The following is a 21,943-nucleotide window of genomic DNA, read 5'->3' as shown; positions in this document are numbered from 1 at the left end:
TCACTTCTCAAGTTGCGGAAGAATACGATTAACTTTATCAAAAGTTTCCTGATATTCCGCAGATTCAACACTATCAGCCACAATACCGCCACCTGCCGAGCAGTACAGTTTGCCCCCTTCGGCGGTCAACGTTCTGATGGTAATACTGGTGTCCATGTTCCCGCAGAAGCTCAAATAACCAATGCTCCCACACCAGGCATTACGCCGCTGTGGCTCGAGTTCCTCAATCACTTCCATGGCGCGCACTTTCGGTGCGCCGGTAATCGAACCACCCGGGAAACAGGCGCGCAGTAAATCTGTTGCCTTCAGATGCGGCGGTAATTGTGCGGTTATCGTGCTCACCAGATGATGAACGGCTGGGAACGGTTCGACGACAAACAATTCAGGGACTTTTACGCTGCCCGGTACCGCAACTCGGCCAATATCATTGCGCAGCAAATCAACAATCATCAGGTTTTCGGCGCGATCCTTCGGTGAATTTGCTAATTTTTCAACCTGCTGAGCATCGGCGTGAGGATCTTCAAGCCGAGGCAATGTGCCTTTAATGGGACGTGTCTGGATATTGTCGCCTTTAAGTAAAATGAACCGCTCAGGCGAAAGGCTTAAAATGACGCTGCCAGGTAAACGAATAAAGGCACTGAACGGTGCGCGATTCGCTGCATTCAACCGTTCAAAGGCTTGCCACTCATCGCCCTCGTAACTGGCCTGAAAGCGCTGCGCGAGATTCACCTGGTAGCAGTCGCCACTTTTGAGATATTCCTGTACCTGACGGAATTTAAGTCCATACTGCTCGCGGGTCATACTGGACTGCCACGCACTCGTCAGGCGGAACGGTTGGCAAGGGCTGTACGGCACCAGCGTTTCGAGAAACTGGTGGCGAGCATCTATATCCCCCCAACACAGCAAAGTCAGGCACTGATTCTGGTGATCAGCAATCAACGCCCAATCATAAATGCCAATTGCCATATCGGGTGTTGTAAGATCACGTTGCGCCTGCACAGGTAGCTTTTCGAAATGGCGACCCAAGTCATAACCCAATAAACCCAGAGCGCCGCCTAAGAAGGGAAGTTCTGGGTGCGCTGTTGGTTGATAACCAAAACCATCAAGGGTTTGCTGCAGCAGTTGCAGAGGATCACCGCGATGCACTGAAGTCGCCCCTTCAACGCAGATTGTCGTTTCAGCACCACAAGTCACTAATGTTGCCTGAGGTTCGGCAACCAGAATGTCAAAGCGATTATGTGGATGGTCAGCGAAGCCGGAATGCAAGAGCATGGCCCACGGTTGCTGTGCTAACGCTTTGAAAGTGTGTTGAACAGCATCGGGATGCCACGGCAAAGTTCGAAAAGTGAGTGTCTGTAACGTCATAAACCACAACTCAAAAAGAGACAGATCATCCTGCCAGACCGGGAACCCACTGGAAACCCTGAATGCAGCGTGAAATAATTAACCCAGCAATGTAACAGGAGTCGAAAATGATTGCAGGATTACCCGCATTATCCCATGAGCAGCAGCAGGAAGCTGTAGAACGTATTCAGGAGCTGATGGCGCAGGGCATGAGTAGTGGCGAAGCGATTACGCTTGTCGCCGCAGAAATTCGTGCCAATCACACGGGTGAGATGGTCGCTGTCCGTTTTGAAGATGACGATGTCGGCGACGCGGAAAGCGACGACGAAAACGCGAATGATGATGGTGAAGAAAGGTACGTTGACCGTTACGAAGAAAACGACGACGAGTAGGGGCGGGCATGCGCCCCCATTCGCATAATTTTACACAGCCGCGATAATCTTAATTTCTACTTTGTAGCGCGGGTTCATCAATTTTGCCTGCACGGTACAACGTACCGGCGCATGACCCGCGACTACCCACTCATCCCAGGCTTTATTCATCGCTGCAAAGTCGGCTCTTTCTGGCAGAAAAATGGTGGCGTCGAGGATCTTACTCTTATCGCTGCCTTGTTCCTGCAGCACAGTGTCGATTTGCGCAAGCGTGTTGACGGTTTGCTCGTAAGCGTCCGCATCAAGGTTTTCTGGCACACCGGTGTAATACAACGTGTTGTTATGAATAACCGCATCAGACCAACGTGCTTCAGGTTTTATACGCACAATACTCATCACTGTTTCCTTATCAGCTTGTTCATACCCATCCTGCAACTCGAATTATTTAGGGTATATATTGAGGAACAGCCTGCCACAATCCGCAAACGGCTTCCACTGGCTTAACACCGCTCAGGCTGACATAATCACTGTCAATAAACCCAGGGGGTAATGTGACAGACGATTTTGCAGCAGACGGCCAACTCGCCACGGCGATAACGGGTTTTAAACCACGTGAACCACAACGTCAGATGGCACAAGCCGTCACTCAAGCTATCGCTTCCGGGCGTGAGCTGGTGGTGGAGGCGGGTACCGGCACCGGTAAAACCTACGCGTATCTGGCTCCGGCTCTGCGTTCAGGCAAAAAAGTCATTATCTCTACCGGATCAAAAGCTTTACAAGATCAGCTCTTTTCACGCGATTTACCGACGGTGGCGCGGGCGCTGGATTTTAAAGGGCGGCTGGCACTGCTAAAAGGGCGTTCGAACTACTTGTGCATTGAGCGTTTAGAGCAACAAGCTCTGGCGGGTGGCGATCTGCAAGTCCAGACGCTAAGTGACATCGTCAAGCTACGGGGTTGGGCGATAGAAACCGTTGACGGGGATATCAGTACTTGTGCAAGTGTCGCCGAGGATTCAACCGTCTGGCCGATGGTGACCAGCACCAACGATAACTGTCTGGGTCAGGATTGCCCGCTTTATAAAGACTGTTTCGTGGTGAAAGCGCGTAAAAAAGCGATGGATTCTGACGTAGTGGTGGTCAACCATCACCTTTTTTTGGCCGATATGGTGGTCAAAGAGGGTGGTTTTGGCGAGCTGATTCCTGAAGCTGAAGTCATGATTTTCGATGAAGCCCACCAAATCCCTGATATTGCCAGCCAATACTTTGGGCAATCTGTCACCAGCCGCCAGCTACTGGATATTGCCAAAGACATTTCAATTGCCTACCGCACTGAAGTGCGTGATGCGCAGCAATTGCAGAAGAGTGCGGACCGATTGGCGCAAAGCACCCAGGATTTTCGCCTGCAAATGGGTGACCCAGGATACCGTGGTAATTTACGTGAATTACTGGCTGAACCGTCGATTCAACGTGCGCTACTGTTGCTCGATGACGCGCTCGAGTTATGTTACGACGTGGCAAAACTCTCCCTTGGGCGCTCAGCATTACTGGATGCAGCTTTCGAACGCGCGGTGATTGCGCGCGGGCGTATCAAACGCTTGAAAGAAGTTGATACGCCCGGTTACAGCTACTGGTATGAATGTAACGCGCGCAACTTTACGTTGGCGCTGACACCGCTTTCAGTTGCAGATAAATTCCAGGAAGTGATAAGCCAGAAAGCGGGCACCTGGATTTTTACCTCGGCAACGCTTTCGGTAAACGACCAGCTTAGTCACTTTACTGAACGGCTGGGTATCACCAATGCGGAAACATTGTTGTTAGCCAGCCCATTTGATTATGCCAGCCAGGCGTTGTTATGTGTGCCGCGTGGTTTGCCAACCCCTAACCAACCGGCTGCGGGCAAACATCTGGCTAAAATGCTCAAACCACTTATCGAAGCCAACAATGGCCGTTGCTTCATGCTGTGTACTTCCCATTCAATGATGCGCGATTTGGCCGAACAATTTCGCGCCACGATGACATTACCGGTGTTGTTGCAAGGTGAAACCAGCAAAGGCCAGTTGTTGCAGCAGTTCGTGGATGCGGGTAACGCATTGTTGGTCGCCACCAGTAGTTTTTGGGAAGGTGTGGATGTGCGTGGTGATGCGCTCTCGTTGGTGATTATCGACAAGTTGCCCTTTACCTCGCCGGACGATCCTTTGCTGAAAGCACGCATGGAAGATTGCCGCCTACGTGGTGGGGATCCTTTCGAGGACGTGCAACTCCCCGATGCCGTTATTACCTTAAAACAAGGTGTTGGGCGCTTAATTCGCGATGTTGATGACCGTGGTGTGCTGGTTATCTGTGATAATCGCCTGGTGATGCGCCCGTACGGAGCCGTGTTCCTCAATAGCCTTCCACCCACGCCGCGTACGCGGGATATTAATCGGGCAGTTGACTTCCTTAACCACCGCTCGGCGCAGTAATTTGTGCCAGACTATGGTATGCTGCGCGCCGATTTTTGACCTTATTTTCCCGCCAGAGGTTGGCAAACCATGCGAATTTTAGCCATCGATACCGCGACAGAAGCATGTTCGGTTGCCCTGTATAATGAAGGGGCGATCTGCGCCCATTTCGAACTCTGCCCACGCGAACATACCCAACGCATTCTTCCGCTGGTACGCGACATTCTGAATGAAGGGGGCATTGGTCTGACCGCATTGAATGCGCTTGCTTATGGCCGTGGCCCCGGTAGTTTTACCGGTGTGCGTATCGGTATTGGTATTGCGCAAGGGTTGGCGCTGGGGGCTGAATTGCCGATGATTGGCATTTCTACGCTGGCCACCATGGCGCAAGGCGCATGGCGACTGACCGGCGCGACCCGTGTTCTGGCTGCTATCGACGCACGAATGGGCGAAGTGTATTGGGGTGAATATCAGCGTGACGAACACGGCGTCTGGCACGGTGAAGAAACTGAAGCGGTGCTGAAACCTGAAGCGGTTGCTGAACGGTTGAAGCAACTTCAGGGTGAATGGGCGACAGTAGGAACAGGCTGGCAGGCTTGGCCGGATATGGCACAAGGCAGTGAACTGCACATCCGTGATGGTGAAGTCACTCTTCCTGTGGCAGAAGATATGTTGCCATTGGCAATTCAGGCATTAAATGATGGTTGTACGGTGTCGGTAGAACATGCTGAGCCGGTTTATCTGCGTAACGAAGTCACATGGAAAAAGCTTCCGGGCAGAGAATAGTTTCCCACGTTTTCGGGAAGCCGAAACTGCGTTAAGGAGAAAGGATATGGCTGGTTTGAATGTCAGAATTATTACCCGATTACTTGCAGTTGCTGCCGTAGTGATGCTTAGCGGTTGTGTCACCATCCCCGATGCGATTAAAGGTACCAGTGCCACGCCTCAACAAGATTTAGTGCGCGTGATGAATGCGCCGCAACTCTACGTTGGGCAAGAAGCGCGCTTCGGCGGTCGAGTGGTAAACATCGAAAACAAACAAGGCAAAACGCGGCTGGAAATTGCCACAGTCAGCCTCGATGACGGTGCGCGCCCACAATTGGGTGAGCCATCAAGAGGGCGTATTTACGCTGACGTAAATGGATTCCTCGATCCGGTCGATTACCGTGGGCAATTGGTCACTGTTGTGGGTCCAATCACCGGCGTGGTTGAAGGCAAAGTCGGTGATGCCGCCTACAAGTTTATGGTGATGCAGGTCAATGGCTATAAACGCTGGCGTGTCACGCAACAAGTGGTCATGCCACCACAGCCAATCGACCCGTGGTACTGGGGCGGGCGGTATCCCTATCGTGGGCGTTATGGCTACGGCGGGATGTGGGGCGGTGGATGGTATAATCCCGGCCCTGCACAAGTACAGACTATCGTAACAGAATAACTATTTGTTTTATCTGGATAAAGAGGCAGCGGCAAGTCCGCTGTCTCTTTATTTAGGCAATAGAATAAAAATAATTAGTGATGTGCTTCGCAACCTTAAATCAGTCTAATTAATAAACTGGTACGCTGAGTTAATATTATGTTAACAGCGTGTTTATATATTGGGGTTACGATGACGACGAATAATAATTTCAGAGGTGGATCCTTGAAGAAGGTTTGGCTTAACCGCTACCCAGCCGATGTTCCGGCTGAGATAAATCCTGACCGTTATCAGTCCCTGGTTGATATGTTTGAGCAAGCTACAACACGTTATGCCGATCAGCCTGCGTTCGTGAATATGGGCGAGGTGATGACGTTCCGTAAACTGGAAGAACGAAGCCGTGCTTTTGCTGCGTATTTACAACAAGGTCTGGGCCTGCAAAAGGGCGATCGCGTTGCGTTAATGATGCCGAACTTATTGCAATACCCCGTGGCGTTGTTTGGTATTTTGCGTGCGGGCATGGTGGTCGTGAACGTCAATCCGTTGTATACGCCACGTGAGCTTGAACATCAGCTCAATGATAGCGGTGCCAGCGCCATTGTGATTGTCTCTAACTTTGCGCACACCCTGGAAAAAGTTGTCGATAAAACCCAGGTAAAACACGTTATTTTGACCCGTATGGGCGATCAGCTTTCTGCGGCAAAAGGCACGTTAGTCAACTTTGTTGTTAAGTACATCAAACGCCTGGTACCGAAGTACCATCTTCCTGATGCCATTTCGTTCCGCAGTGCCATGCAACACGGCTATCGCCTCCAGTATATTAAGCCTGAAATATTGAATGCCGATCTCGCGTTCTTGCAATATACCGGTGGGACGACGGGGGTTGCCAAAGGGGCAATGCTGACGCACCGCAATATGTTGGCGAACCTTGAACAAGTCAGAGCGGCCTACAGCCCATTGTTGTTTGAGCGCAAAGAGCTGGTGGTGACGGCCCTGCCGCTTTATCACATTTTTGCCCTGACGATGAACTGCCTGCTGTTTATTGATCTTGGCGGGCAGAACCTGCTTATCACCAACCCACGTGATATCCCGGGGCTGGTGAAAGAACTGGCGAAGTATCCGTTTACCGCTATGACCGGCGTTAACACACTGTTTAATGCGTTACTCAACAACAAAGAATTCCAACAGCTTGATTTCTCAAGTTTGCATCTTTCTGCTGGCGGGGGAATGCCGGTGCAACATGCCGTTGCTGAACGTTGGGAAAAACTAACAGGTCGTTTCCTGCTTGAAGGCTATGGGTTGACTGAGTGTGCGCCGTTGGTGAGCGCCAATCCGCACGACATGGATTACCACAGCGGGAGTATTGGCTTGCCGGTGCCGTCAACCGAAGTGAAGTTGATTAATGATGCCGGTGAAGAAGTCGCTCCAGGTGAGCCGGGTGAATTGTGCGTGAAAGGTCCGCAGGTCATGTTGGGCTACTGGCAGCGTCCGGATGCGACTGATGAAATCCTGCAAGACGGTTGGTTGCGTACCGGTGATATTGCTGTCATGGACGAAGAGGGCTTTATGCGCATCGTCGACCGTAAGAAAGATATGATTCTGGTCTCTGGTTTCAACGTCTATCCAAACGAAATCGAAGACGTCGTCATGCAGCATAATGGTGTGCTCGAAGTCGCCGCGGTCGGTGTCCCAAATGGTGCATCCGGTGAAGCTGTAAAAATCTTCGTCGTGAAAAAAGATCCGTCTTTAACCGAAGATGCGCTGGTTGTTTTTTGCCGTCGCCACCTTACGGGTTACAAAGTGCCTAAACTTGTTGAGTTCCGTGAAGAGCTGCCAAAATCAAACGTTGGCAAAATATTACGACGAGAACTACGTGACGAATCGGTCAGTAAAGGCAACAATAACGCCTGAGCTCCGAGTCAGTCGCCCTAACGCCGGTCTGCCGGCGTTTTTTATGGGCGCAAACCTAAGAGAACTGAATTTGACTTACCAAATGATTATTACCGATGAAGCCCTTGCCACTGTGTGCGAGGCGGCACGTCATTTCCCAGCCATTGCGCTGGATACCGAATTTGTACGCACCCGTACTTACTATCCGCAACTGGGTTTGATTCAGTTGTACGACGGTGAGACCGCTTCGCTTATCGACCCGCTAACGATTACTGACTGGTCACCGTTTAAAGCGCTACTGCAAGATAAAGCGGTGATTAAATTCCTGCATGCAGGGAGTGAAGATCTGGAAGTGTTCCTCAATGCGTTTGGCATGCTCCCCGATCCGTTTATTGATACGCAGATTCTGGCGGCGTTTAGTGGACGCCCACTCTCTTGTGGGTTTGCCACTCTCGTTGAGTCCTTCACGGGCATTGCGTTGGATAAAAGTGAATCACGTACCGATTGGCTTGCGCGCCCACTCACCGAGCGCCAGTGTGACTATGCTGCCGCAGACGTACTTTATCTGTTGCCAATTGCGCATAAGTTGATGGAAGAGACACAAGCCGCAGGTTGGATGGAGGCGGCGCTGGACGAATGTAACTTAATGGCGGGTCGTCGCCAGGATGTACTGGATCCCGAAGAAGCCTGGCGTGAAATCGGTAACGCATGGCAGTTAAGAACGCGTCAGTTGGCTTGTCTGAAGAAACTGGCCTCGTGGCGCCTGCGAAAAGCGCGTGAACGTGATATGGCTGTTAATTTCGTGGTACGCGAAGAGCACCTGTGGCAGGTCGCGCGTTACATGCCGGGTTCGTTGGGTGAACTGGAACATCTTGGCCTGAGCGGTAGCGAAATCCGTTTCCACGGCAAAGCATTGCTGGCGATGGTCGTTGAAGCACAGGCGCTATCCGATGATGAATTACCAGAACCCTTAAGTAATCTGGTTGATATGCCGGGTTATCGCCGCGTATTTAAAGCGATTAAAGCGCTGGTGCAGCAAGTGAGTGAGACGTGTGGACTGAGTGTTGAATTACTTGCTTCGCGTCGGCAAATTAACCAATTGTTAAATTGGCACTGGCAATTAAAATCGCAAGCGACACAACCTGAATTAATCAGTGGATGGCGTGGCCGAGTAATGGGTGAGACGTTAAAAACGCTTTTGGCAGATTATTAATATACGCAGTACGATTAAGAATAATCTGTATTACTCAGAATGTCAGAGCGTAAAAATAAATAAACCCCAGGGTCATTCCAGGGGTTTATTTCGACAGTGTCGACTAAGCCGATTTGGTGGTGGCTTCCTGAGTCTCTGGCAACGTCACGTTAAGTTCCAGAACAGAAATATCATCATCTTTTTGATCGAGAACGACAGTTAGCATCTCTGGGTCGATTTTTACGTATTTGCAAATCACTTCCAGAATATCGCGTTTTAGCTGCGGCAAATAATGAGGTTCACTATCACCACGGCGACGTTCTGCGACGATAATTTGCAGACGTTCTTTTGCAATGTTGGCGGTGTTCTTTTTCCGTGAGAGAAAAAAGTCTAGTAATGCCATAACTTATCCTCCGAACAGACGTTTGAGGAAGCCTTTCTTCTCTTCTTCAATGAAGCGGAAAGGGATTTCTTCGCCAAGCAGGCGCTCAACAGTATCTGCGTAAGCTTTACCTGCGTCAGCCTCTTGGTCAAGAATGACCGGCTCACCTTGGTTTGACGCACGTAGAACCGATTGATCTTCTGGGATAACCCCAACCAATGGGATGCGTAGGATTTCCAGCACATCTTCCATGCTTAGCATGTCGCCGCGATTAACACGACCCGGGTTGTAGCGAGTCAGCAGCAGGTGTTCTTTAATCGGTGCTTCGCCGTTTTCTGCACGGCGAGATTTAGAAGAAAGAATGCCGAGGATGCGGTCCGAATCGCGCACTGATGAAACTTCAGGGTTAGTCGTGATAACCGCTTCATCAGCGAAATAGAGCGCCATTAATGCACCCGTTTCGATACCTGCTGGGGAATCACAAACGATAAATTCGAAGTCCATATTTTTCAGGTCTTCAAGCACTTTCGCGACACCTTCGCGGGTGAGTGCGTCTTTATCGCGAGTTTGTGATGCCGGGAGAATATAGAGCTGCTCGGTGCGCTTATCTCTGATTAACGCCTGATTTAATGTGGCGTCACCTTGAATAACGTTAACGAAATCGTATACCACACGACGCTCGCAGCCCATGATCAAGTCAAGGTTACGTAAGCCGATATCAAAATCAATGACGACGGTTTTTCTCCCCTTTTGGGCCAAACCCGTAGCGATGGCCGCGCTGGACGTGGTCTTACCGACGCCCCCTTTACCCGATGTAACAACAATAATGCGTGCCATAAAGGAATTCCTTGTTAAAAGGGCTTAATTTAAAGGTTGAACGGAGAGAGCTCCACTGGCCAAACTCAGGCGGGCTGCTTTCCCATAATAATCGGCCGGTATTTGATCACTCAGCCAGTATTCACCCGCTATTGAGACCAGCTCAGCAGCAAGATTTGTACAGAATATTTGTGCATCACGATCGCCGCTGGCACCCGCCAGGGCACGGCCACGCATCATGCCGTAAACATGAATATTACCATCAGCTATAAGTTCTGCACCGGCACTGACGTGATTGGTGATAATCAAATCACAGTTTGGTGCATAAATGCGCTGACCCGAACGAACAGGAGCATCAATTAAACGCGTTTTTGTGACCGAATTAACAATTGGCTCTGCAGGTGCTGCAACTTCAACGGGCTCGGCATAAGCACGTGAATTTTTTTCTTTCCCTTCTGTCAGAAGTGGCAAGCCGGCGCGCTCAATTTCTATTTTCAACGCTTCGTTCTTACAGCCACTAATACCGACGACTCTCAAACCGGAAGAGACCACGGCTTGCTGGACTTTTTTCCAGTCAACTGAACCCTCGAGACTGGCAACATTCACCACCACCGGTGCATTTTTCAGAAAAGCTGGAGCCTGGGATACTTTTTCCTGAAGGGCCTGGAGGATCACCTCGGGTTGTGCATCATGTAAATGAAGCACTGATAAGGTAAAACTGCTGCCTTTTAACTCGATTGGCGTGTTTGACATCCTGGCCTTACTCAATTCAGTTTTAATCCCCACTCGTGTGGGACGATATTCCGAAGTACATCTGGCATGTTATAGTCACAGGTATATTCAGGCAAGCCACCATCTGGCGAAAATAGAGTAAAAAAAATGTTTTGTGTGATCTACAGAAGTAGCAAGCGTGACCAGACATATCTTTATGTCGAAAAAAAAGACGATTTCTCTCGAGTTCCTGAAGAATTGATGCAAGGTTTTGGCGTGCCCCAATTGGCGATGTTATTACCGCTTGATGGGAGTAAAAAACTGGCCAGTGCCGATATCGAAAAAGTAAAACAAGCTCTTAAAGATGAAGGCTATTATTTGCAATTGCCACCACCCCCAGAAAGTTTGCTAAAAATGCACCTCGAAAATAGTCCGAAAAAATAAGTTTCAGACTAGTGCCAAATCTTTCCTAACATAAAGGTAGATGATATTTAGAACAAATCACCGCGGGGAAAATGATGAAGACTCCAGCAATTTGTTTAACGGTCATCGCCTTTATGCTTAGCAGTTTAAGCGCTACAGCCGCCGATACACCGGTGCAATCCCTTGTTAACACACCGATTGCGCCGCAGCCTGAGGCTAAACCTGCGCCAACAACACTTGCTCAGCAAGGGCGTAATCCCGCCGAATTTCCCGCTTTTGTTGAAACCCTTAAAACCCAGGCCAGGGCACAGGGTATCAGCGACAGCACCATTACCAGCGCCTTCGCAAACGTTCATTTTGTTGATCGGGTCATAAAGTCTGACCAGAACCAGCTTGAAAAGAAAATCATGCTTGATGAGTACCTGGATCGGGTCATCACACCGGAAAAGGTTGAAACAGCGCGCGCGCAGTATCAGCAACATAAACGTGAGTTAAACCAAATCAGTAACCGGACTGGTGTACAAAGCCAGTACATTGTGGCGCTGTGGGCGATGGAAAGTCATTTTGGTGAAATACAGGGGAAAGAGGACATCATCTCTGCCCTTGCAACCCTCGCTTTTGAAGGGCGACGTGAAGCCTTTTTCACCAAAGAGTTGATTGCGTCTTTAAAAATCCTCGACCAGGGACATATCAAAGTAGAAGAGCTGAAAGGCTCGTGGGCGGGCGCGATGGGGCAAAGCCAGTTTATGCCAACGTCATATCTTCACTACGGTGCTGATGGCGATGGTGACGGAAAAATTGATATCTGGACTAACACCAGCGATGTTTTTGCCTCCACCGCTAATTACCTGAAATCTGAAGGCTGGAAAGCGGGGGGCTCGTGGGGCAAAGAAATCACGTTACCAAAAGGTTTCGATAGCGCACTGGCAGGGACGAAAACCAACCAAGGGAAAACCGTCAGCCAGTGGCAGCAATTGGGCATCACGCAAAAAGACGGAACACCGTTGCACGTGTCTAAGCGAAAAGCGTGGATTGTGACGCCGGATGACAATCAAGGGCGCTCATTCCTGGTCTACAACAATTTCCGCACGATTATGCGCTGGAACCGTTCTTATTACTTTGCGATAAGCATCAGCATGATGGCAGATGCAATCGCAAAATAACCTAGATTCATTAGTATTCAGTGGCGTTTTTTTTCTCTAGTATCAAATGCAATTAACACAACGACGCAGAGGAAAGGCATGTATCAGCATCATAATTGGCAGGGTGCGCTGCTGGATTTTCCGGTCAGCAAAGTAGTGTGTGTAGGGAGTAACTACGCAAAGCATATCAAAGAGATGGGGAGTGCGACGCCAGACGAACCGGTGTTGTTCATTAAACCTGAAAGTGCGCTGTGCGATATTCGTCAACCGTTGGTTCTGCCACAGGGTCTCGGTTCCGTACACCATGAAGTAGAGTTGGCGATTCTGATTGGTTCAACCTTGAGAAAGGCAACGCAAGAGCATGTGACCAAGGCGATTGCGGGATACGGAGTCGCACTTGATCTTACGTTGCGCGATTTACAAGGCAAACTGAAAAAAGCAGGCCAGCCGTGGGAAAAGGCCAAAGGGTTCGATAATTCGTGCCCGATTTCTGGTTTTATTCCCGCCAGTGAATTTAGCGGCGATCCGCAAAATGCGACGATTGGCTTAAAGATCAATGGCGAAATCCGCCAACAAGGCAGTACTTCCGATATGATCCACAAGATCGTACCGTTAATTGCCTATATGAGCCAATTCTTCACCTTGCGTGCTGGAGATGTCATTCTCACTGGCACCCCGGAAGGCGTTGGGCCGCTGAACAGCGGTGATGAACTCGAAGTTAGCTTTGCTAACCATAGTCTGACCACCCGCGTACTATAATCAATTTGCCGCCTACGGGCGGCAAAACTTGCATCTACGGCTCAGAGTGTTTATAAGGTGCGCTTGTTTTATTACGGGACACCATCATGACTACAACGCCGTTCTGGCAGTGCAAAACTCTTGACGAAATGACTGACGCGGAGTGGGAATCTCTCTGCGATGGCTGCGGCCAGTGTTGTTTGCATAAATTGATGGATGAAGACAGTGATGAAATTTATTTCACCAACGTCGCCTGTAAGCAACTGAACATCAAAACCTGCCAGTGTAAAAATTATGCCCGTCGCTTTGACTACGAGCCAGACTGTATCAAGCTCACGCGTGACAATTTGCCGACTTTCGAATGGTTGCCGCACACTTGTGCTTATCGACTGTTGGCGGAAGGCAAAGATTTACCGACATGGCATCCACTGCTGACAGGATCTAAAGCCGCCATGCACGGCGAACGTATTTCTGTGCGACACATCGCGGTTAAAGAATCTGAAGTCCGTGATTGGCAGGAGCATATACTCAACAAACCTGATTGGGCCGACTGACGCATTGATTTGAAAGAAGTTTTGTCTTGCCACCCTATTGACTAGGGCGACACTCAGAACTTTAACTCCGGTACCAGCGCATCCTCATTTTGCATGCATTGCCTCCAGGCACTCCCCGGTGCGCCATTATCCAGAACTGTCGACGTTCTGTACTCAACTGTGCGCAGGCTTTCTTTGCCATCTGAACCTGTGAACACATATTGTACGGTCGTCCAATGGACATGCGTTGACATTCCCTTGGCTGTTAATTCGATGGTTTTATTTTTTACATCTTCTGCGCATTGACGTGCGGAGGTATTGACGCGTTGATATTTCTTTTCTTGTGGGGATAAATCATTCTGGGTTGCGCAGCCTGCAACAAGAACACTAGCCACGGTAATAACACACAGTTTATTAAACATTATTCATTCCTTATGTTGCGAAAGTCCCCCATGTAGAGGTATCACCATAACATTAGCCAATGTTTTCGGTTTTACTGAATAATTCGAACGTTTGCCCGTTATCATGATTAGACAGTTCTCCTCCTCATCTTCAATATCGCTCAATGCGTCTTCAATATCAGAACCCTGTAGGTCGGTGAATACTTCACTTGCCATTCGCCTGGTTAATATTTTTGCAAAAAAATCCCCGACACAGGGGAAATCCTGATTAGCCGGGGTGCGATATTTCGCGAAAGTGTTGTATGCATAACATCAGCACAAGAAATACACGCATCATTGAATATCAGCAATATAGATATGCTTTTGGCGCCATACGAAATAGTTATGACTATTAAAGAGCTTCAGCGGTTAATGGCCTTTTTGTAGTGGTTTACTGAATTTGGCCACCTAACAGAGGTGATTGGCTCGGAAAACCTCTTTTGCCAAATTGCCAAATCGATGCCAATAGTTTTAAGGTTAATGATGGCCGCTCCGTTCAAGGAGTGACGATTTATCGTCCATCCTGTACCACAAGAGATGGGGGGCGACCATTCCACCAACAAAGCGCCTCTAACACCGTAATTTCACAGTATGTTCTCGCAATTTCGACATAGCTCAGTTAGTAGAGCAGAGCTACTATTTGAAGATGCTGCTTTTTTTGTTCAGCATACCCTTTGCCTATCCACTATTTGTTTAACCAGAAAGTGAGTGCACTCTATGAATCAATCCCGTTTTTCCCCTTTAGACCCCATCTCCCGTCACTCCGAGATCCTGTTTGGTCTGCTGATGGTGCTCACCTTTACTGGCTGCTTTAACGCCTTTGAGGCGGGAGAGGCAGAGGTCAAGGACCTCCTGATCGCCGGTATCGGCTGTAACATCGCTTGGGGTATTATCGATGCCATTGTTTACCTCATTACCACCTTGGCCGAGCGTGGGCGATCAATGCGATTGGAGATAAAACTGCGTCAGTTGCCGACAGGGGATTCAGCGGCTCTTATGGTAATGCGCGATGCGCTGCCTCCTTTCCTGGCCGTGAACAGCTCTGACACCGAGCTCAAAGATTGGCAAACACGACTTAAAGAGTCACCAAATGCAATGATAAGCCGTATTATCCGTTGGCAGGATCTGCGCAACAGCCTGGGAGTTTTCTTGCTGGTGTTTCTCTCGACCTTCCCGGTACTGCTGCCTTTCATGTTCCTCGACGACACCGTATTGGCCCTACGTCTTTCCCACACTATCGCTCTCATCATGCTGGTCTTGCTCGGCCGTGGCCTGGCCCACTATGCCGGTTCCAAACGTCCTTGGCTGATTGGACTCATCTTCGCTGCGGTGGGTGCGGTGATAGTTGCCGTCACCATCGCTCTGGGAGGCTGAACACCTCCAGTCTTGCTTGACTGTCAGACACGGATGGGGCACCCAGCCCCCATCCGTGAGTGAACGCTTGAGTGGTCACACTGAAATAGAGCAACGGACCATGACAATAACTATTTGATTTTTAAGTTGTAGGTTTGTTACTCAAGTTATTTTCGAATCAAAATCGATTTATTTAACAATTCCTCGTTAATAATGAACTATCTTTTAAGTATGGATAAAGAAACTCTGTATATGGATAAAACCACTTTTCGCATGGCGTGATGTCAGGGCGTTGAATAATGAGCGACGAGTGGGTGTTGAGGGAACATAAAGGGGTTTCGAGAATCAGAATACTGAGAATAGGAATTTTCGTTATTAAAAACAGAAGGAATACGTTATGAATAAAAGAGTTTACGCAGTAGAAAATCTCGATTTTCTGGCCCGTAGTTTCGCCCATATGCATGCACAGGGTCGGGATATAGATATCAATGCAGTCACTGGCAATATGAGTGAAGAGCAAAAAGCTTGGTTCCAGGAACATTATGACCGCTACTACGTGCAAGCAGTCAGCGCGGGTACACAGAAAATTAAGCACTAAAGTCCAGGGGCAATGGAGGTCATACCATTGCCCTAAGCAATGATGCTCCATCTTACGGTGTCTCACCTCCGTTTTAGACGGGACCTTATTTTAAACAACCTGACTGTGCAGATTAAATCACCAGAGTCATCAAAGAATACAAAAATAAATCGTACAAAGTGAATTCTTTGTGATACGGTATTCTTTCAATAACAAGTAAAAGTAGGTTTTTATCCAACATTTAACATTTAAGTGTCCGTCATGTGGCGGTTCACAGTATCGCACTTCCCCCTATGATGTCCGAGAAACAAATCCCCATGGCGCTGTTTGTATTTTCTGTAAATCAGGGATGCACCTCCTTCATCGTCCGATGAGTGCGATTCATCAATATAACGTGTCTGCTCGATAAGAGCGCGTGCCGCTGATTTTGCTTTCCCCAACTCTGCACTGTTACCATTCAGCCTCCAAATCGGAGGAATAATGAAAAAAATAACACTACTGCTTGGGGCACTCACACTCAGTGGCTGTTCATCGCCCGAACCTACCACTCCCAAACCGCCTCAGGTTATCGGCATGCCGAACCCGGCGTCAGTTTACTGCAAAGATAAGGGCGGTGAATTGAGAACGGTGAAAACCGATTTGGGGGAGCGGGGTGACTGCTTATTGCCGAGCGGTGAACGAATGGACCAGTGGACGCTTTATCGACGCGACCACTAATAATAAAAAACCCGCCTCGGCGGGTTTTTGTCTTCTTGAGTCCTGAGCTTACCGACTAAACAGATCGCGACGTTTAGGCTTGAAAGGCTGAGCAATCAACACCAGCACAGCAATCACCAGGAAAATGGCAAAAATTCCCACCAGCCACTGCACCATATCCAGCGACAGGAATTCCCACTGACGTACGGAACAGTCACCCGTCGCCACAAATACTTGTGGCAGCCATTTATCGAGTGGCAACCAGCTTGGGAAACGGGCAGCAAAATCACACGTCACAAACGGTGAAGGATGAAGCTGAATCATGGTGTGTTCCCATGCCAACTGCAGGCCTTTCCCGGCACTGTAGATCCAAAGCGCAATCCCGGCATAACGTAGCGGAGATTTCGGCGCAATTGCACCGACAATGCCTGCACCCATCACGCCGAACAGTGCGCAACGCTCGTAAATACACATTACACACGGTTGCAGCAACATGACGTGCTGAAACCACAATGCCACCATTTCCAGCGCGAAAGCCGTGAATGCAAGAAGAAGCCAGGCTCCTCGCCCACGGGAGCATTGGTTTAAATATCGCAACATAATCAGTATCCCAGCAGCATTCGTTGAGTCGCAGTGTAAACGAATTCGATTTCCGCGCCAGTAGGCACATCAAAATAACAGGCTAATTGAATGTTTATCAGACAAAAAAGTTAACGGGCAGCAAGCTACCCGCGAAATTAACTTAATGTGGTAAAGCGTCGATAGGGGGTAAAGAAATCCACCCGGCCTGCAACATCCATTCAGTTGCTGGAACGAGCGTAAACTGTACACACAACAATCCAACCACGGTCAGTACCAGTGTATACGGCAGTGCCATCAGCACCATACGTCCATAAGAAAGACGAATCAGTGGCGCGAGAGCTGAGGTGAGCAGGAACAAAAATGCAGCCTGGCCATTCGGTGTCGCAACCGACGGCAGGTTAGTCCCGGTGTTGATAGCCACTGCGAGTAACTCAAACTGTTTGAGATCGATAATACCGTTGGTCAGCGCAGTTTTCGCTTCGTTGATGTACACGGTTCCGACAAACACGTTATCAGAAATCGATGACAAGATACCGTTGAATAAATAGAACAGCGCCAGCTGCGAATTCGGTTCGGCCAACAATACAAACTGAATAACCGGGGTAAATAGACGTTGATCGATTATCACGGCAACGACTGCAAAGAACACCGTCAGCAGGGCGGTAAATGGCAATGCTTCGGTAAAGGCTTTACCAATCTGATGCTCATCGGTCACGCCGCATAGCGCGGTGGCAAAAATAATCACCGACAAACCGATTAACCCAACTTCACCTAAATGCAATGCCAGTGCAATAATCAGCCAGATACCAATCAGCGCCTGCACCACAAGCTTCATCTTGTCCTGACGAGTCCGTTTTTGAGCACTGCTGGTGTCGAAATCCTGCAAAATCCCACGTACTTTCTCCGGCAGTTTTTCACCGTAACCAAGGATTTTGGTGGACTCTAACAGCACACAGGTAAGCAGACCAAAGATCAGAGTTGGAATGGTCACTGGTGCCATACGCAGAAGGAAGTCGCCAAAATGCCAGCCCGCATTTTTCGCGATGATCAGGTTTTGCGGCTCGCCAACCATGGTCATCACACCGCCCAGTGCTGTACCGACACCCGCATGCATCATCAGGCTGCGTAAGAACGCCCGAAATTGCTCAAGGGTTTTGTGATTTTCAGAAGCAAGAAGGGGGTCATCCTTAATATTATTGTCTAAATCACCTGCAGACGTGACGCGGTGATAAATATCGTAGAAGCCCACCGCCACGCTGATAATGACGGCAACCACTGTCAGGGCATCAAGGAAGGCTGACAGAAACGCTGCCGCGAAACAAAAGGATAGGGAAAGTAAAATCTTCGAGCGGATGCCGAGCAGTAATTTGGTAAACAGCAATAGCAGAAGCTGTTTCATGAAGTAGATGCCCGCTACCATAAATACCAGCAGCAACAACACTTCAAGGTTGGCAGCGATTTCTGCACGCACATGTTCGGCGCTGGTCATACCGATGAATACGGCTTCAAACGCTAACAAGCCGCCAGGCAGTAACGGATAGCATTTCAACGCCATTGCCAGGGTAAAGATAAACTCTGCAACTAATAACCAACCTGCAATAAATGGACTGACAAACCAAAAAACTAATGGATTTACGACTAAAAAAGTCAGTAAAGTCAGCTTGTACCAATCCGGAGATTGACCTAAAAAGTTGCGATAAAGCGCACGACCAATAGACATTTCCATCGTGAAATTTTCATTCTCCCATTACCTATAATATGTCAAAGAACAGAAGAGGCTTTCTACATACCTCTAACAAAATTGAAATATTTCGGATAAATATAAAGTTGCGTTCAAAAAAGTGGTTTTAGGTTACCTGTGCATAAGGCATCAATCAAGGCATGGGAATGTACTTTCAGAGTGCGATTATATGTAAAATTAAATCATGATTCCATATTTGGCGGTTGTCGCCGCTACCATGCACCGCATGGCATCTGGTATGATGAGTCTCTTTAGCAAAACCTGTGTAATGGAAAGCATACTATGGTCATTAAGGCGCAGAGCCCAGCGGGTTTCGCGGAAGAATATATCATCGAAAGTATCTGGAATAACCGCTTCGCTCCGGGAACCATTCTTCCGGCTGAACGTGAGTTATCCGAGTTAATCGGCGTCACCCGTACCACGCTGCGCGAGGTGCTTCAGCGTCTGGCGCGTGATGGTTGGTTAACGATTCAGCATGGCAAGCCGACCAAAGTGAATAACTTCTGGGAAACTTCAGGATTGAACATTCTGGAGACCTTGGCTCGCCTCGATCATGACAGTGTGCCGCAGTTGATTGATAACCTGTTATCAGTTCGAACCAACATCGCGACTATCTTTATCCGCACCGCTGTTCGTCAGCATCCGGATAAAGCCCAGGAAGTATTGGCGACGGCTAACAGTGTTGAAGATCACGCTGATGCGTTTGCAAAACTGGACTACAACATTTTCCGTGGCCTGGCATTCGCTTCCGGGAACCCGATTTACGGTCTGATCCTCAACGGAATGAAAGGACTGTATACCCGTATCGGCCGTCATTATTTCTCAAGTCCTGAAGCGCGTAGCCTGGCGTTAGGTTTCTACCACCGTCTGGCAGAAATTTGCCAACAAGGTTTGCACGATCAAGTATTTGAAACCGTTCGTACCTACGGGCGTGAAAGTGGCGATATCTGGCATCAGATGCAGAAAAATTTACCGGGCGATTTGGCCATGAACAGCCGTTAACCTGGCATTTTTATGACCGTCCTGTAATACGAAAAACGCTTCCCGAAGGAAGCGTTTTTTTATGCTGGCGCAGTGCCGGTTACAGGTTATTAAGCCGTGGAGGGCAACGTTCAAGCAACTCAACGCTACCATCTTCATTTTGCTGCTCTAACGTCACGTCAAAGCCCCACAGACGATGCACATGCTTGAGGACTTCCCGACGCCCTTTATCCAGCGGTGCACGGTTATGCGGGATATATCGCAAAGTCAGCGAGCGATCGCCTCGTAAATCAACGTTCCATACCTGAATGTTCGGCTCAAGGTTACTCAGATTGTACTGGGCAGAAAGCTCAGCACGAATCTTGCGATAGCCCTCTTCATTGTGAATGGCGGCAATTTCCAGGTAATTATTGCGGTCATCATCGAGCACCGTAAACAAGCGGAAATCACGCATCAGTTTAGGTGACAGGAACTGACTGATAAAACTTTCATCTTTAAAATCACGCATCGCGAAATGCAGGGTATCCAACCAATCTTTACCGGCAATATCCGGGAACCAATAGCGATCTTCTTCAGTCGGTGTCTGGCAAATCCGTTTGATATCCTGGAACATGGCAAAGCCGAGTGCATACGGGTTAATGCCGCTGTACCACGGGCTGTTGTACGGTGGCTGGAACACCACATTGGTGTGACTGTGCAAAAACTCCAGCATAAAGCGGTCTGTCACTTTTCCTTCATCATACAGATGGTTAAGAATGGTGTAGTGCCAGAACGTAGCCCAGCCTTCGTTCATCACTTGGGTCTGTTTCTGTGGATAAAAATACTGACTAACCTTACGCACGATACGTAAAATCTCACGCTGCCAGGACTCCAACAACGGTGCATTTTTCTCCATGAAATAGAGCAGGTTTTCCTGTGGCTCTGAAGGGTAACGACGCGCTTCGGCAATCGTTTTTTCCTCTTCACGGCGTGGCAGGGTACGCCATAGTGTATTGACCTGGCTCTGCAGATACTCCTCGCGGCTTTTCTGCCGAGCGGTTTCTTCCTGCAACGAAATTTTTTGCGGACGTTTATAACGGTCAACGCCGTAGTTCATCAGCGCATGACAGGAGTCGAGCAAACGCTCTACCTCATCCACGCCATAGCGTTCTTCGCACTCGGTAATGTATTTACGTGCGAAGATTAAGTAGTCAATAATCGAGCTGGCATCTGTCCAGCTACGGAACAAATAGTTGTTCTTGAAGAAAGAGTTATGCCCATAACAGGCGTGGGCGATAACCAGCGCCTGCATGGTGATGGTGTTTTCTTCCATCAGATAAGCAATACACGGATTGGAGTTGATGACGATTTCATAGGCCAGCCCTTGCTGCCCATGTTTATAAAGCCGTTCCGTTTCGATGAATTTCTTACCAAATGACCAGTGTGCGTAGTTAATCGGCATCCCGACACTCGAATACGCGTCCATCATCTGCTCGGAAGTAATCACTTCGATTTGATGAGGATAAGTGTCCAGCCGATAGAGTTTGGCGACCCGGTCAATCTCGGCGAGATAGACATCGAGCAGCTCGAACGTCCAGTCAGGTCCATCACTTAGACGTTTAGAATCCTTTGTGGCGGAATCAGTAACAATAGCCATCAGCGCGCCCTCATTGTTGGCGGCTCTCTCTGGATGGAAAGCCTCACTTCAAGAATAGACAACTCCTGAAACTTAGCCGCTGCAAGCAAAATTTTTTCCTCATGATTTACTTGTCTTAACACCCGGTATTTTGTGATTAGAGCAGAATAATATTCTGAGGAAAATATATTCGTACGTAGGAGATTCTAATTATGTTAACCGTGCTGTGCGAGGTAAAGATGTGAGAAAAGTCACTATAATAAAGCCATATGTTGAATAACATTTTCATCTGGGTTATCAATTTGTAATCAGAAGATTATTCTTTTAGCTAAATGGTGGAATAGTTATGCATGTTGTGGTGCTGGGAAGTGGTGTTGTCGGTGTCAGCAGTGCCTGGTATTTACGTCAGGCAGGGCATGATGTCACGGTTATCGACAGGGAAGCGGGACCTGCCATGGAAACCAGTGCGGCAAATGCCGGGCAAATCTCACCGGGTTACGCCGCACCCTGGGCCGCACCCGGTGTGCCACTCAAAGCCATCAAATGGATGTTCCAGCGCCA

General features: G+C 48.8%; 25 protein-coding genes. 16 read left to right on the top strand and 9 right to left on the bottom strand.

Annotation, left to right across the window (positions count from 1 at the left end):
• The gene (gene pabB, locus VJY99_RS05195) at nucleotides 1-1,365 is read right to left on the bottom strand and encodes an aminodeoxychorismate synthase component 1 (protein ID WP_324116960.1); all 1,365 of its coding nucleotides are present in this window, start codon (nucleotides 1,363-1,365) and stop codon (nucleotides 1-3) included.
• A gap of 107 nt (nucleotides 1,366-1,472) precedes the next feature.
• On the opposite strand from pabB, the gene VJY99_RS05190 reads away from it, so the two are divergent.
• Nucleotides 1,473-1,736 (top strand): YoaH family protein, encoded by a 264-nt coding sequence (locus VJY99_RS05190; RefSeq protein ID WP_324116958.1) that lies wholly within the window; start codon nucleotides 1,473-1,475, stop codon nucleotides 1,734-1,736.
• 30 nt (nucleotides 1,737-1,766) lie between these two features.
• On the opposite strand, the gene VJY99_RS05185 is transcribed toward VJY99_RS05190, so the two are convergent.
• Complete coding sequence (locus VJY99_RS05185; protein WP_324116956.1) at nucleotides 1,767-2,111, bottom strand: RidA family protein; 345 nt, start codon at nucleotides 2,109-2,111, stop codon at nucleotides 1,767-1,769.
• Between the two features lie 155 nt (nucleotides 2,112-2,266).
• On the opposite strand from VJY99_RS05185, the gene VJY99_RS05180 reads away from it, so the two are divergent.
• The 5 genes from VJY99_RS05180 to rnd all read left to right on the top strand — a co-directional run bounded on the left by VJY99_RS05180 (nucleotide 2,267) and on the right by rnd (nucleotide 8,673).
• Entirely contained in the window at nucleotides 2,267-4,177 is a 1,911-nt protein-coding gene (locus VJY99_RS05180) for an ATP-dependent DNA helicase (RefSeq protein ID WP_324116953.1), read from the top strand.
• 69 nt (nucleotides 4,178-4,246) lie between these two features.
• Nucleotides 4,247-4,942 (top strand): tRNA (adenosine(37)-N6)-threonylcarbamoyltransferase complex dimerization subunit type 1 TsaB, encoded by a 696-nt coding sequence (gene tsaB, locus VJY99_RS05175; RefSeq protein WP_324116952.1) that lies wholly within the window; start codon nucleotides 4,247-4,249, stop codon nucleotides 4,940-4,942.
• Nucleotides 4,943-4,988: 46 nt separating this feature from the next.
• Complete coding sequence (locus tag VJY99_RS05170; protein WP_324116950.1) at nucleotides 4,989-5,591, top strand: Slp family lipoprotein; 603 nt, start codon at nucleotides 4,989-4,991, stop codon at nucleotides 5,589-5,591.
• A 204-nt stretch (nucleotides 5,592-5,795) separates the two neighbouring features.
• Complete coding sequence (gene fadD, locus VJY99_RS05165) at nucleotides 5,796-7,481, top strand: long-chain-fatty-acid--CoA ligase FadD (protein WP_324116948.1); 1,686 nt, start codon at nucleotides 5,796-5,798, stop codon at nucleotides 7,479-7,481.
• A 70-nt stretch (nucleotides 7,482-7,551) separates the two neighbouring features.
• A complete protein-coding gene (gene rnd / locus VJY99_RS05160) occupies nucleotides 7,552-8,673 on the top strand; it encodes a ribonuclease D (RefSeq protein WP_324116983.1) in 1,122 nt (373 codons plus the stop codon).
• 103 nt (nucleotides 8,674-8,776) lie between these two features.
• On the opposite strand, the gene minE is transcribed toward rnd, so the two are convergent.
• Genes minE through minC form a run of 3 tightly spaced genes read right to left on the bottom strand, consistent with a single transcriptional unit; the run spans nucleotide 8,777 to nucleotide 10,603 of the window.
• A complete protein-coding gene (minE, locus tag VJY99_RS05155; RefSeq protein ID WP_034455225.1) occupies nucleotides 8,777-9,055 on the bottom strand; it encodes a cell division topological specificity factor MinE in 279 nt (92 codons plus the stop codon).
• A gap of 3 nt (nucleotides 9,056-9,058) precedes the next feature.
• Nucleotides 9,059-9,871, bottom strand: coding sequence for a septum site-determining protein MinD (gene minD / locus VJY99_RS05150; protein WP_324116945.1), 813 nt, complete (start codon nucleotides 9,869-9,871; stop codon nucleotides 9,059-9,061).
• A gap of 24 nt (nucleotides 9,872-9,895) precedes the next feature.
• Nucleotides 9,896-10,603, bottom strand: a complete 708-nt coding sequence (gene minC, locus VJY99_RS05145) for a septum site-determining protein MinC (RefSeq protein ID WP_324116943.1) — start codon at nucleotides 10,601-10,603, stop codon at nucleotides 9,896-9,898.
• Between the two features lie 126 nt (nucleotides 10,604-10,729).
• Here minC and VJY99_RS05140 point away from each other — a divergent pair, with 126 nt between their 5' ends.
• The 4 genes from VJY99_RS05140 (at nucleotide 10,730) to VJY99_RS05125 (ending at nucleotide 13,418) form a co-directional block, all read left to right on the top strand.
• On the top strand, nucleotides 10,730-11,005 hold the full coding sequence (locus VJY99_RS05140; RefSeq protein ID WP_324116941.1) for a YcgL domain-containing protein: 276 nt from the start codon (nucleotides 10,730-10,732) through the stop codon (nucleotides 11,003-11,005).
• A gap of 74 nt (nucleotides 11,006-11,079) precedes the next feature.
• Nucleotides 11,080-12,147, top strand: a complete 1,068-nt coding sequence (locus tag VJY99_RS05135; RefSeq protein ID WP_414641572.1) for a lytic murein transglycosylase — start codon at nucleotides 11,080-11,082, stop codon at nucleotides 12,145-12,147.
• Nucleotides 12,148-12,225: 78 nt separating this feature from the next.
• Nucleotides 12,226-12,885, top strand: a complete 660-nt coding sequence (locus tag VJY99_RS05130) for a fumarylacetoacetate hydrolase family protein (protein WP_324116940.1) — start codon at nucleotides 12,226-12,228, stop codon at nucleotides 12,883-12,885.
• A gap of 86 nt (nucleotides 12,886-12,971) precedes the next feature.
• On the top strand, nucleotides 12,972-13,418 hold the full coding sequence (locus tag VJY99_RS05125) for a YcgN family cysteine cluster protein (protein WP_324116938.1): 447 nt from the start codon (nucleotides 12,972-12,974) through the stop codon (nucleotides 13,416-13,418).
• Between the two features lie 53 nt (nucleotides 13,419-13,471).
• On the opposite strand, the gene VJY99_RS05120 is transcribed toward VJY99_RS05125, so the two are convergent.
• Nucleotides 13,472-13,819: a hypothetical protein gene (locus VJY99_RS05120; RefSeq protein WP_324116936.1), complete on the bottom strand. Its 348-nt coding sequence runs from the start codon at nucleotides 13,817-13,819 to the stop codon at nucleotides 13,472-13,474.
• Between the two features lie 735 nt (nucleotides 13,820-14,554).
• On the opposite strand from VJY99_RS05120, the gene VJY99_RS05115 reads away from it, so the two are divergent.
• From VJY99_RS05115 to VJY99_RS05100, 4 genes are all read left to right on the top strand, one after another.
• Nucleotides 14,555-15,211, top strand: coding sequence for a hypothetical protein (locus tag VJY99_RS05115; protein ID WP_324116934.1), 657 nt, complete (start codon nucleotides 14,555-14,557; stop codon nucleotides 15,209-15,211).
• A gap of 376 nt (nucleotides 15,212-15,587) precedes the next feature.
• Nucleotides 15,588-15,788: a glycogen synthesis protein GlgS gene (locus VJY99_RS05110; protein ID WP_324116933.1), complete on the top strand. Its 201-nt coding sequence runs from the start codon at nucleotides 15,588-15,590 to the stop codon at nucleotides 15,786-15,788.
• Nucleotides 15,789-15,999: 211 nt separating this feature from the next.
• Nucleotides 16,000-16,176, top strand: coding sequence for a cold-shock protein (locus tag VJY99_RS19690; protein ID WP_422653020.1), 177 nt, complete (start codon nucleotides 16,000-16,002; stop codon nucleotides 16,174-16,176).
• A gap of 71 nt (nucleotides 16,177-16,247) precedes the next feature.
• Nucleotides 16,248-16,484 carry a DUF333 domain-containing protein gene (locus tag VJY99_RS05100; protein ID WP_324116932.1) on the top strand — a complete coding sequence of 79 codons (237 nt, stop codon included), beginning with the start codon at nucleotides 16,248-16,250 and terminating at the stop codon, nucleotides 16,482-16,484.
• Nucleotides 16,485-16,532: 48 nt separating this feature from the next.
• Here VJY99_RS05100 and dsbB read toward each other — a convergent pair whose 3' ends face one another.
• Together dsbB and nhaB are read right to left on the bottom strand one after the other, a co-directional pair.
• Nucleotides 16,533-17,063, bottom strand: a complete 531-nt coding sequence (gene dsbB, locus VJY99_RS05095; RefSeq protein WP_324116931.1) for a disulfide bond formation protein DsbB — start codon at nucleotides 17,061-17,063, stop codon at nucleotides 16,533-16,535.
• Nucleotides 17,064-17,205: 142 nt separating this feature from the next.
• Nucleotides 17,206-18,771, bottom strand: a complete 1,566-nt coding sequence (gene nhaB, locus VJY99_RS05090) for a Na(+)/H(+) antiporter NhaB (RefSeq protein ID WP_324116930.1) — start codon at nucleotides 18,769-18,771, stop codon at nucleotides 17,206-17,208.
• A gap of 297 nt (nucleotides 18,772-19,068) precedes the next feature.
• On the opposite strand from nhaB, the gene fadR reads away from it, so the two are divergent.
• Nucleotides 19,069-19,788 (top strand): fatty acid metabolism transcriptional regulator FadR, encoded by a 720-nt coding sequence (fadR, locus tag VJY99_RS05085; protein WP_324116928.1) that lies wholly within the window; start codon nucleotides 19,069-19,071, stop codon nucleotides 19,786-19,788.
• A 79-nt stretch (nucleotides 19,789-19,867) separates the two neighbouring features.
• On the opposite strand, the gene VJY99_RS05080 is transcribed toward fadR, so the two are convergent.
• Nucleotides 19,868-21,403: a SpoVR family protein gene (locus tag VJY99_RS05080; RefSeq protein ID WP_324116926.1), complete on the bottom strand. Its 1,536-nt coding sequence runs from the start codon at nucleotides 21,401-21,403 to the stop codon at nucleotides 19,868-19,870.
• Nucleotides 21,404-21,728: 325 nt separating this feature from the next.
• On the opposite strand from VJY99_RS05080, the gene VJY99_RS05075 reads away from it, so the two are divergent.
• The coding region (locus VJY99_RS05075) for an FAD-dependent oxidoreductase (RefSeq protein ID WP_324116924.1) at nucleotides 21,729-21,943 on the top strand (215 nt) is incomplete at its 3' end.

It is taken from the genome of Buttiauxella sp., assembly GCF_035271705.1.
Classification (GTDB): domain Bacteria; phylum Pseudomonadota; class Gammaproteobacteria; order Enterobacterales; family Enterobacteriaceae; genus Buttiauxella.
This window is presented reverse-complemented; position numbering and strand designations above follow the sequence as displayed.

What these genes read in the sequence shown, in the direction of transcription:
- pabB (WP_324116960.1), bottom strand. Translation starts at nt 1,365, where the DNA reads ATGACGTTACAGACACTCACTTTTCGAACTTTGCCGTGGCATCCCGAT.
- VJY99_RS05120 (WP_324116936.1), bottom strand. Translation starts at nt 13,819, where the DNA reads ATGTTTAATAAACTGTGTGTTATTACCGTGGCTAGTGTTCTTGTTGCA.
- VJY99_RS05140 (WP_324116941.1), top strand. Translation starts at nt 10,730, where the DNA reads ATGTTTTGTGTGATCTACAGAAGTAGCAAGCGTGACCAGACATATCTT.
- VJY99_RS05100 (WP_324116932.1), top strand. Translation starts at nt 16,248, where the DNA reads ATGAAAAAAATAACACTACTGCTTGGGGCACTCACACTCAGTGGCTGT.
- minC (WP_324116943.1), bottom strand. Translation starts at nt 10,603, where the DNA reads ATGTCAAACACGCCAATCGAGTTAAAAGGCAGCAGTTTTACCTTATCA.
- VJY99_RS05135 (WP_414641572.1), top strand. Translation starts at nt 11,080, where the DNA reads ATGAAGACTCCAGCAATTTGTTTAACGGTCATCGCCTTTATGCTTAGC.
- VJY99_RS05125 (WP_324116938.1), top strand. Translation starts at nt 12,972, where the DNA reads ATGACTACAACGCCGTTCTGGCAGTGCAAAACTCTTGACGAAATGACT.
- VJY99_RS05115 (WP_324116934.1), top strand. Translation starts at nt 14,555, where the DNA reads ATGAATCAATCCCGTTTTTCCCCTTTAGACCCCATCTCCCGTCACTCC.
- VJY99_RS05080 (WP_324116926.1), bottom strand. Translation starts at nt 21,403, where the DNA reads ATGGCTATTGTTACTGATTCCGCCACAAAGGATTCTAAACGTCTAAGT.
- minE (WP_034455225.1), bottom strand. Translation starts at nt 9,055, where the DNA reads ATGGCATTACTAGACTTTTTTCTCTCACGGAAAAAGAACACCGCCAAC.
- VJY99_RS05190 (WP_324116958.1), top strand. Translation starts at nt 1,473, where the DNA reads ATGATTGCAGGATTACCCGCATTATCCCATGAGCAGCAGCAGGAAGCT.
- VJY99_RS05170 (WP_324116950.1), top strand. Translation starts at nt 4,989, where the DNA reads ATGGCTGGTTTGAATGTCAGAATTATTACCCGATTACTTGCAGTTGCT.
- tsaB (WP_324116952.1), top strand. Translation starts at nt 4,247, where the DNA reads ATGCGAATTTTAGCCATCGATACCGCGACAGAAGCATGTTCGGTTGCC.
- minD (WP_324116945.1), bottom strand. Translation starts at nt 9,871, where the DNA reads ATGGCACGCATTATTGTTGTTACATCGGGTAAAGGGGGCGTCGGTAAG.
- VJY99_RS05110 (WP_324116933.1), top strand. Translation starts at nt 15,588, where the DNA reads ATGAATAAAAGAGTTTACGCAGTAGAAAATCTCGATTTTCTGGCCCGT.
- fadR (WP_324116928.1), top strand. Translation starts at nt 19,069, where the DNA reads ATGGTCATTAAGGCGCAGAGCCCAGCGGGTTTCGCGGAAGAATATATC.
- VJY99_RS05185 (WP_324116956.1), bottom strand. Translation starts at nt 2,111, where the DNA reads ATGAGTATTGTGCGTATAAAACCTGAAGCACGTTGGTCTGATGCGGTT.
- dsbB (WP_324116931.1), bottom strand. Translation starts at nt 17,063, where the DNA reads ATGTTGCGATATTTAAACCAATGCTCCCGTGGGCGAGGAGCCTGGCTT.
- nhaB (WP_324116930.1), bottom strand. Translation starts at nt 18,771, where the DNA reads ATGGAAATGTCTATTGGTCGTGCGCTTTATCGCAACTTTTTAGGTCAA.
- VJY99_RS05130 (WP_324116940.1), top strand. Translation starts at nt 12,226, where the DNA reads ATGTATCAGCATCATAATTGGCAGGGTGCGCTGCTGGATTTTCCGGTC.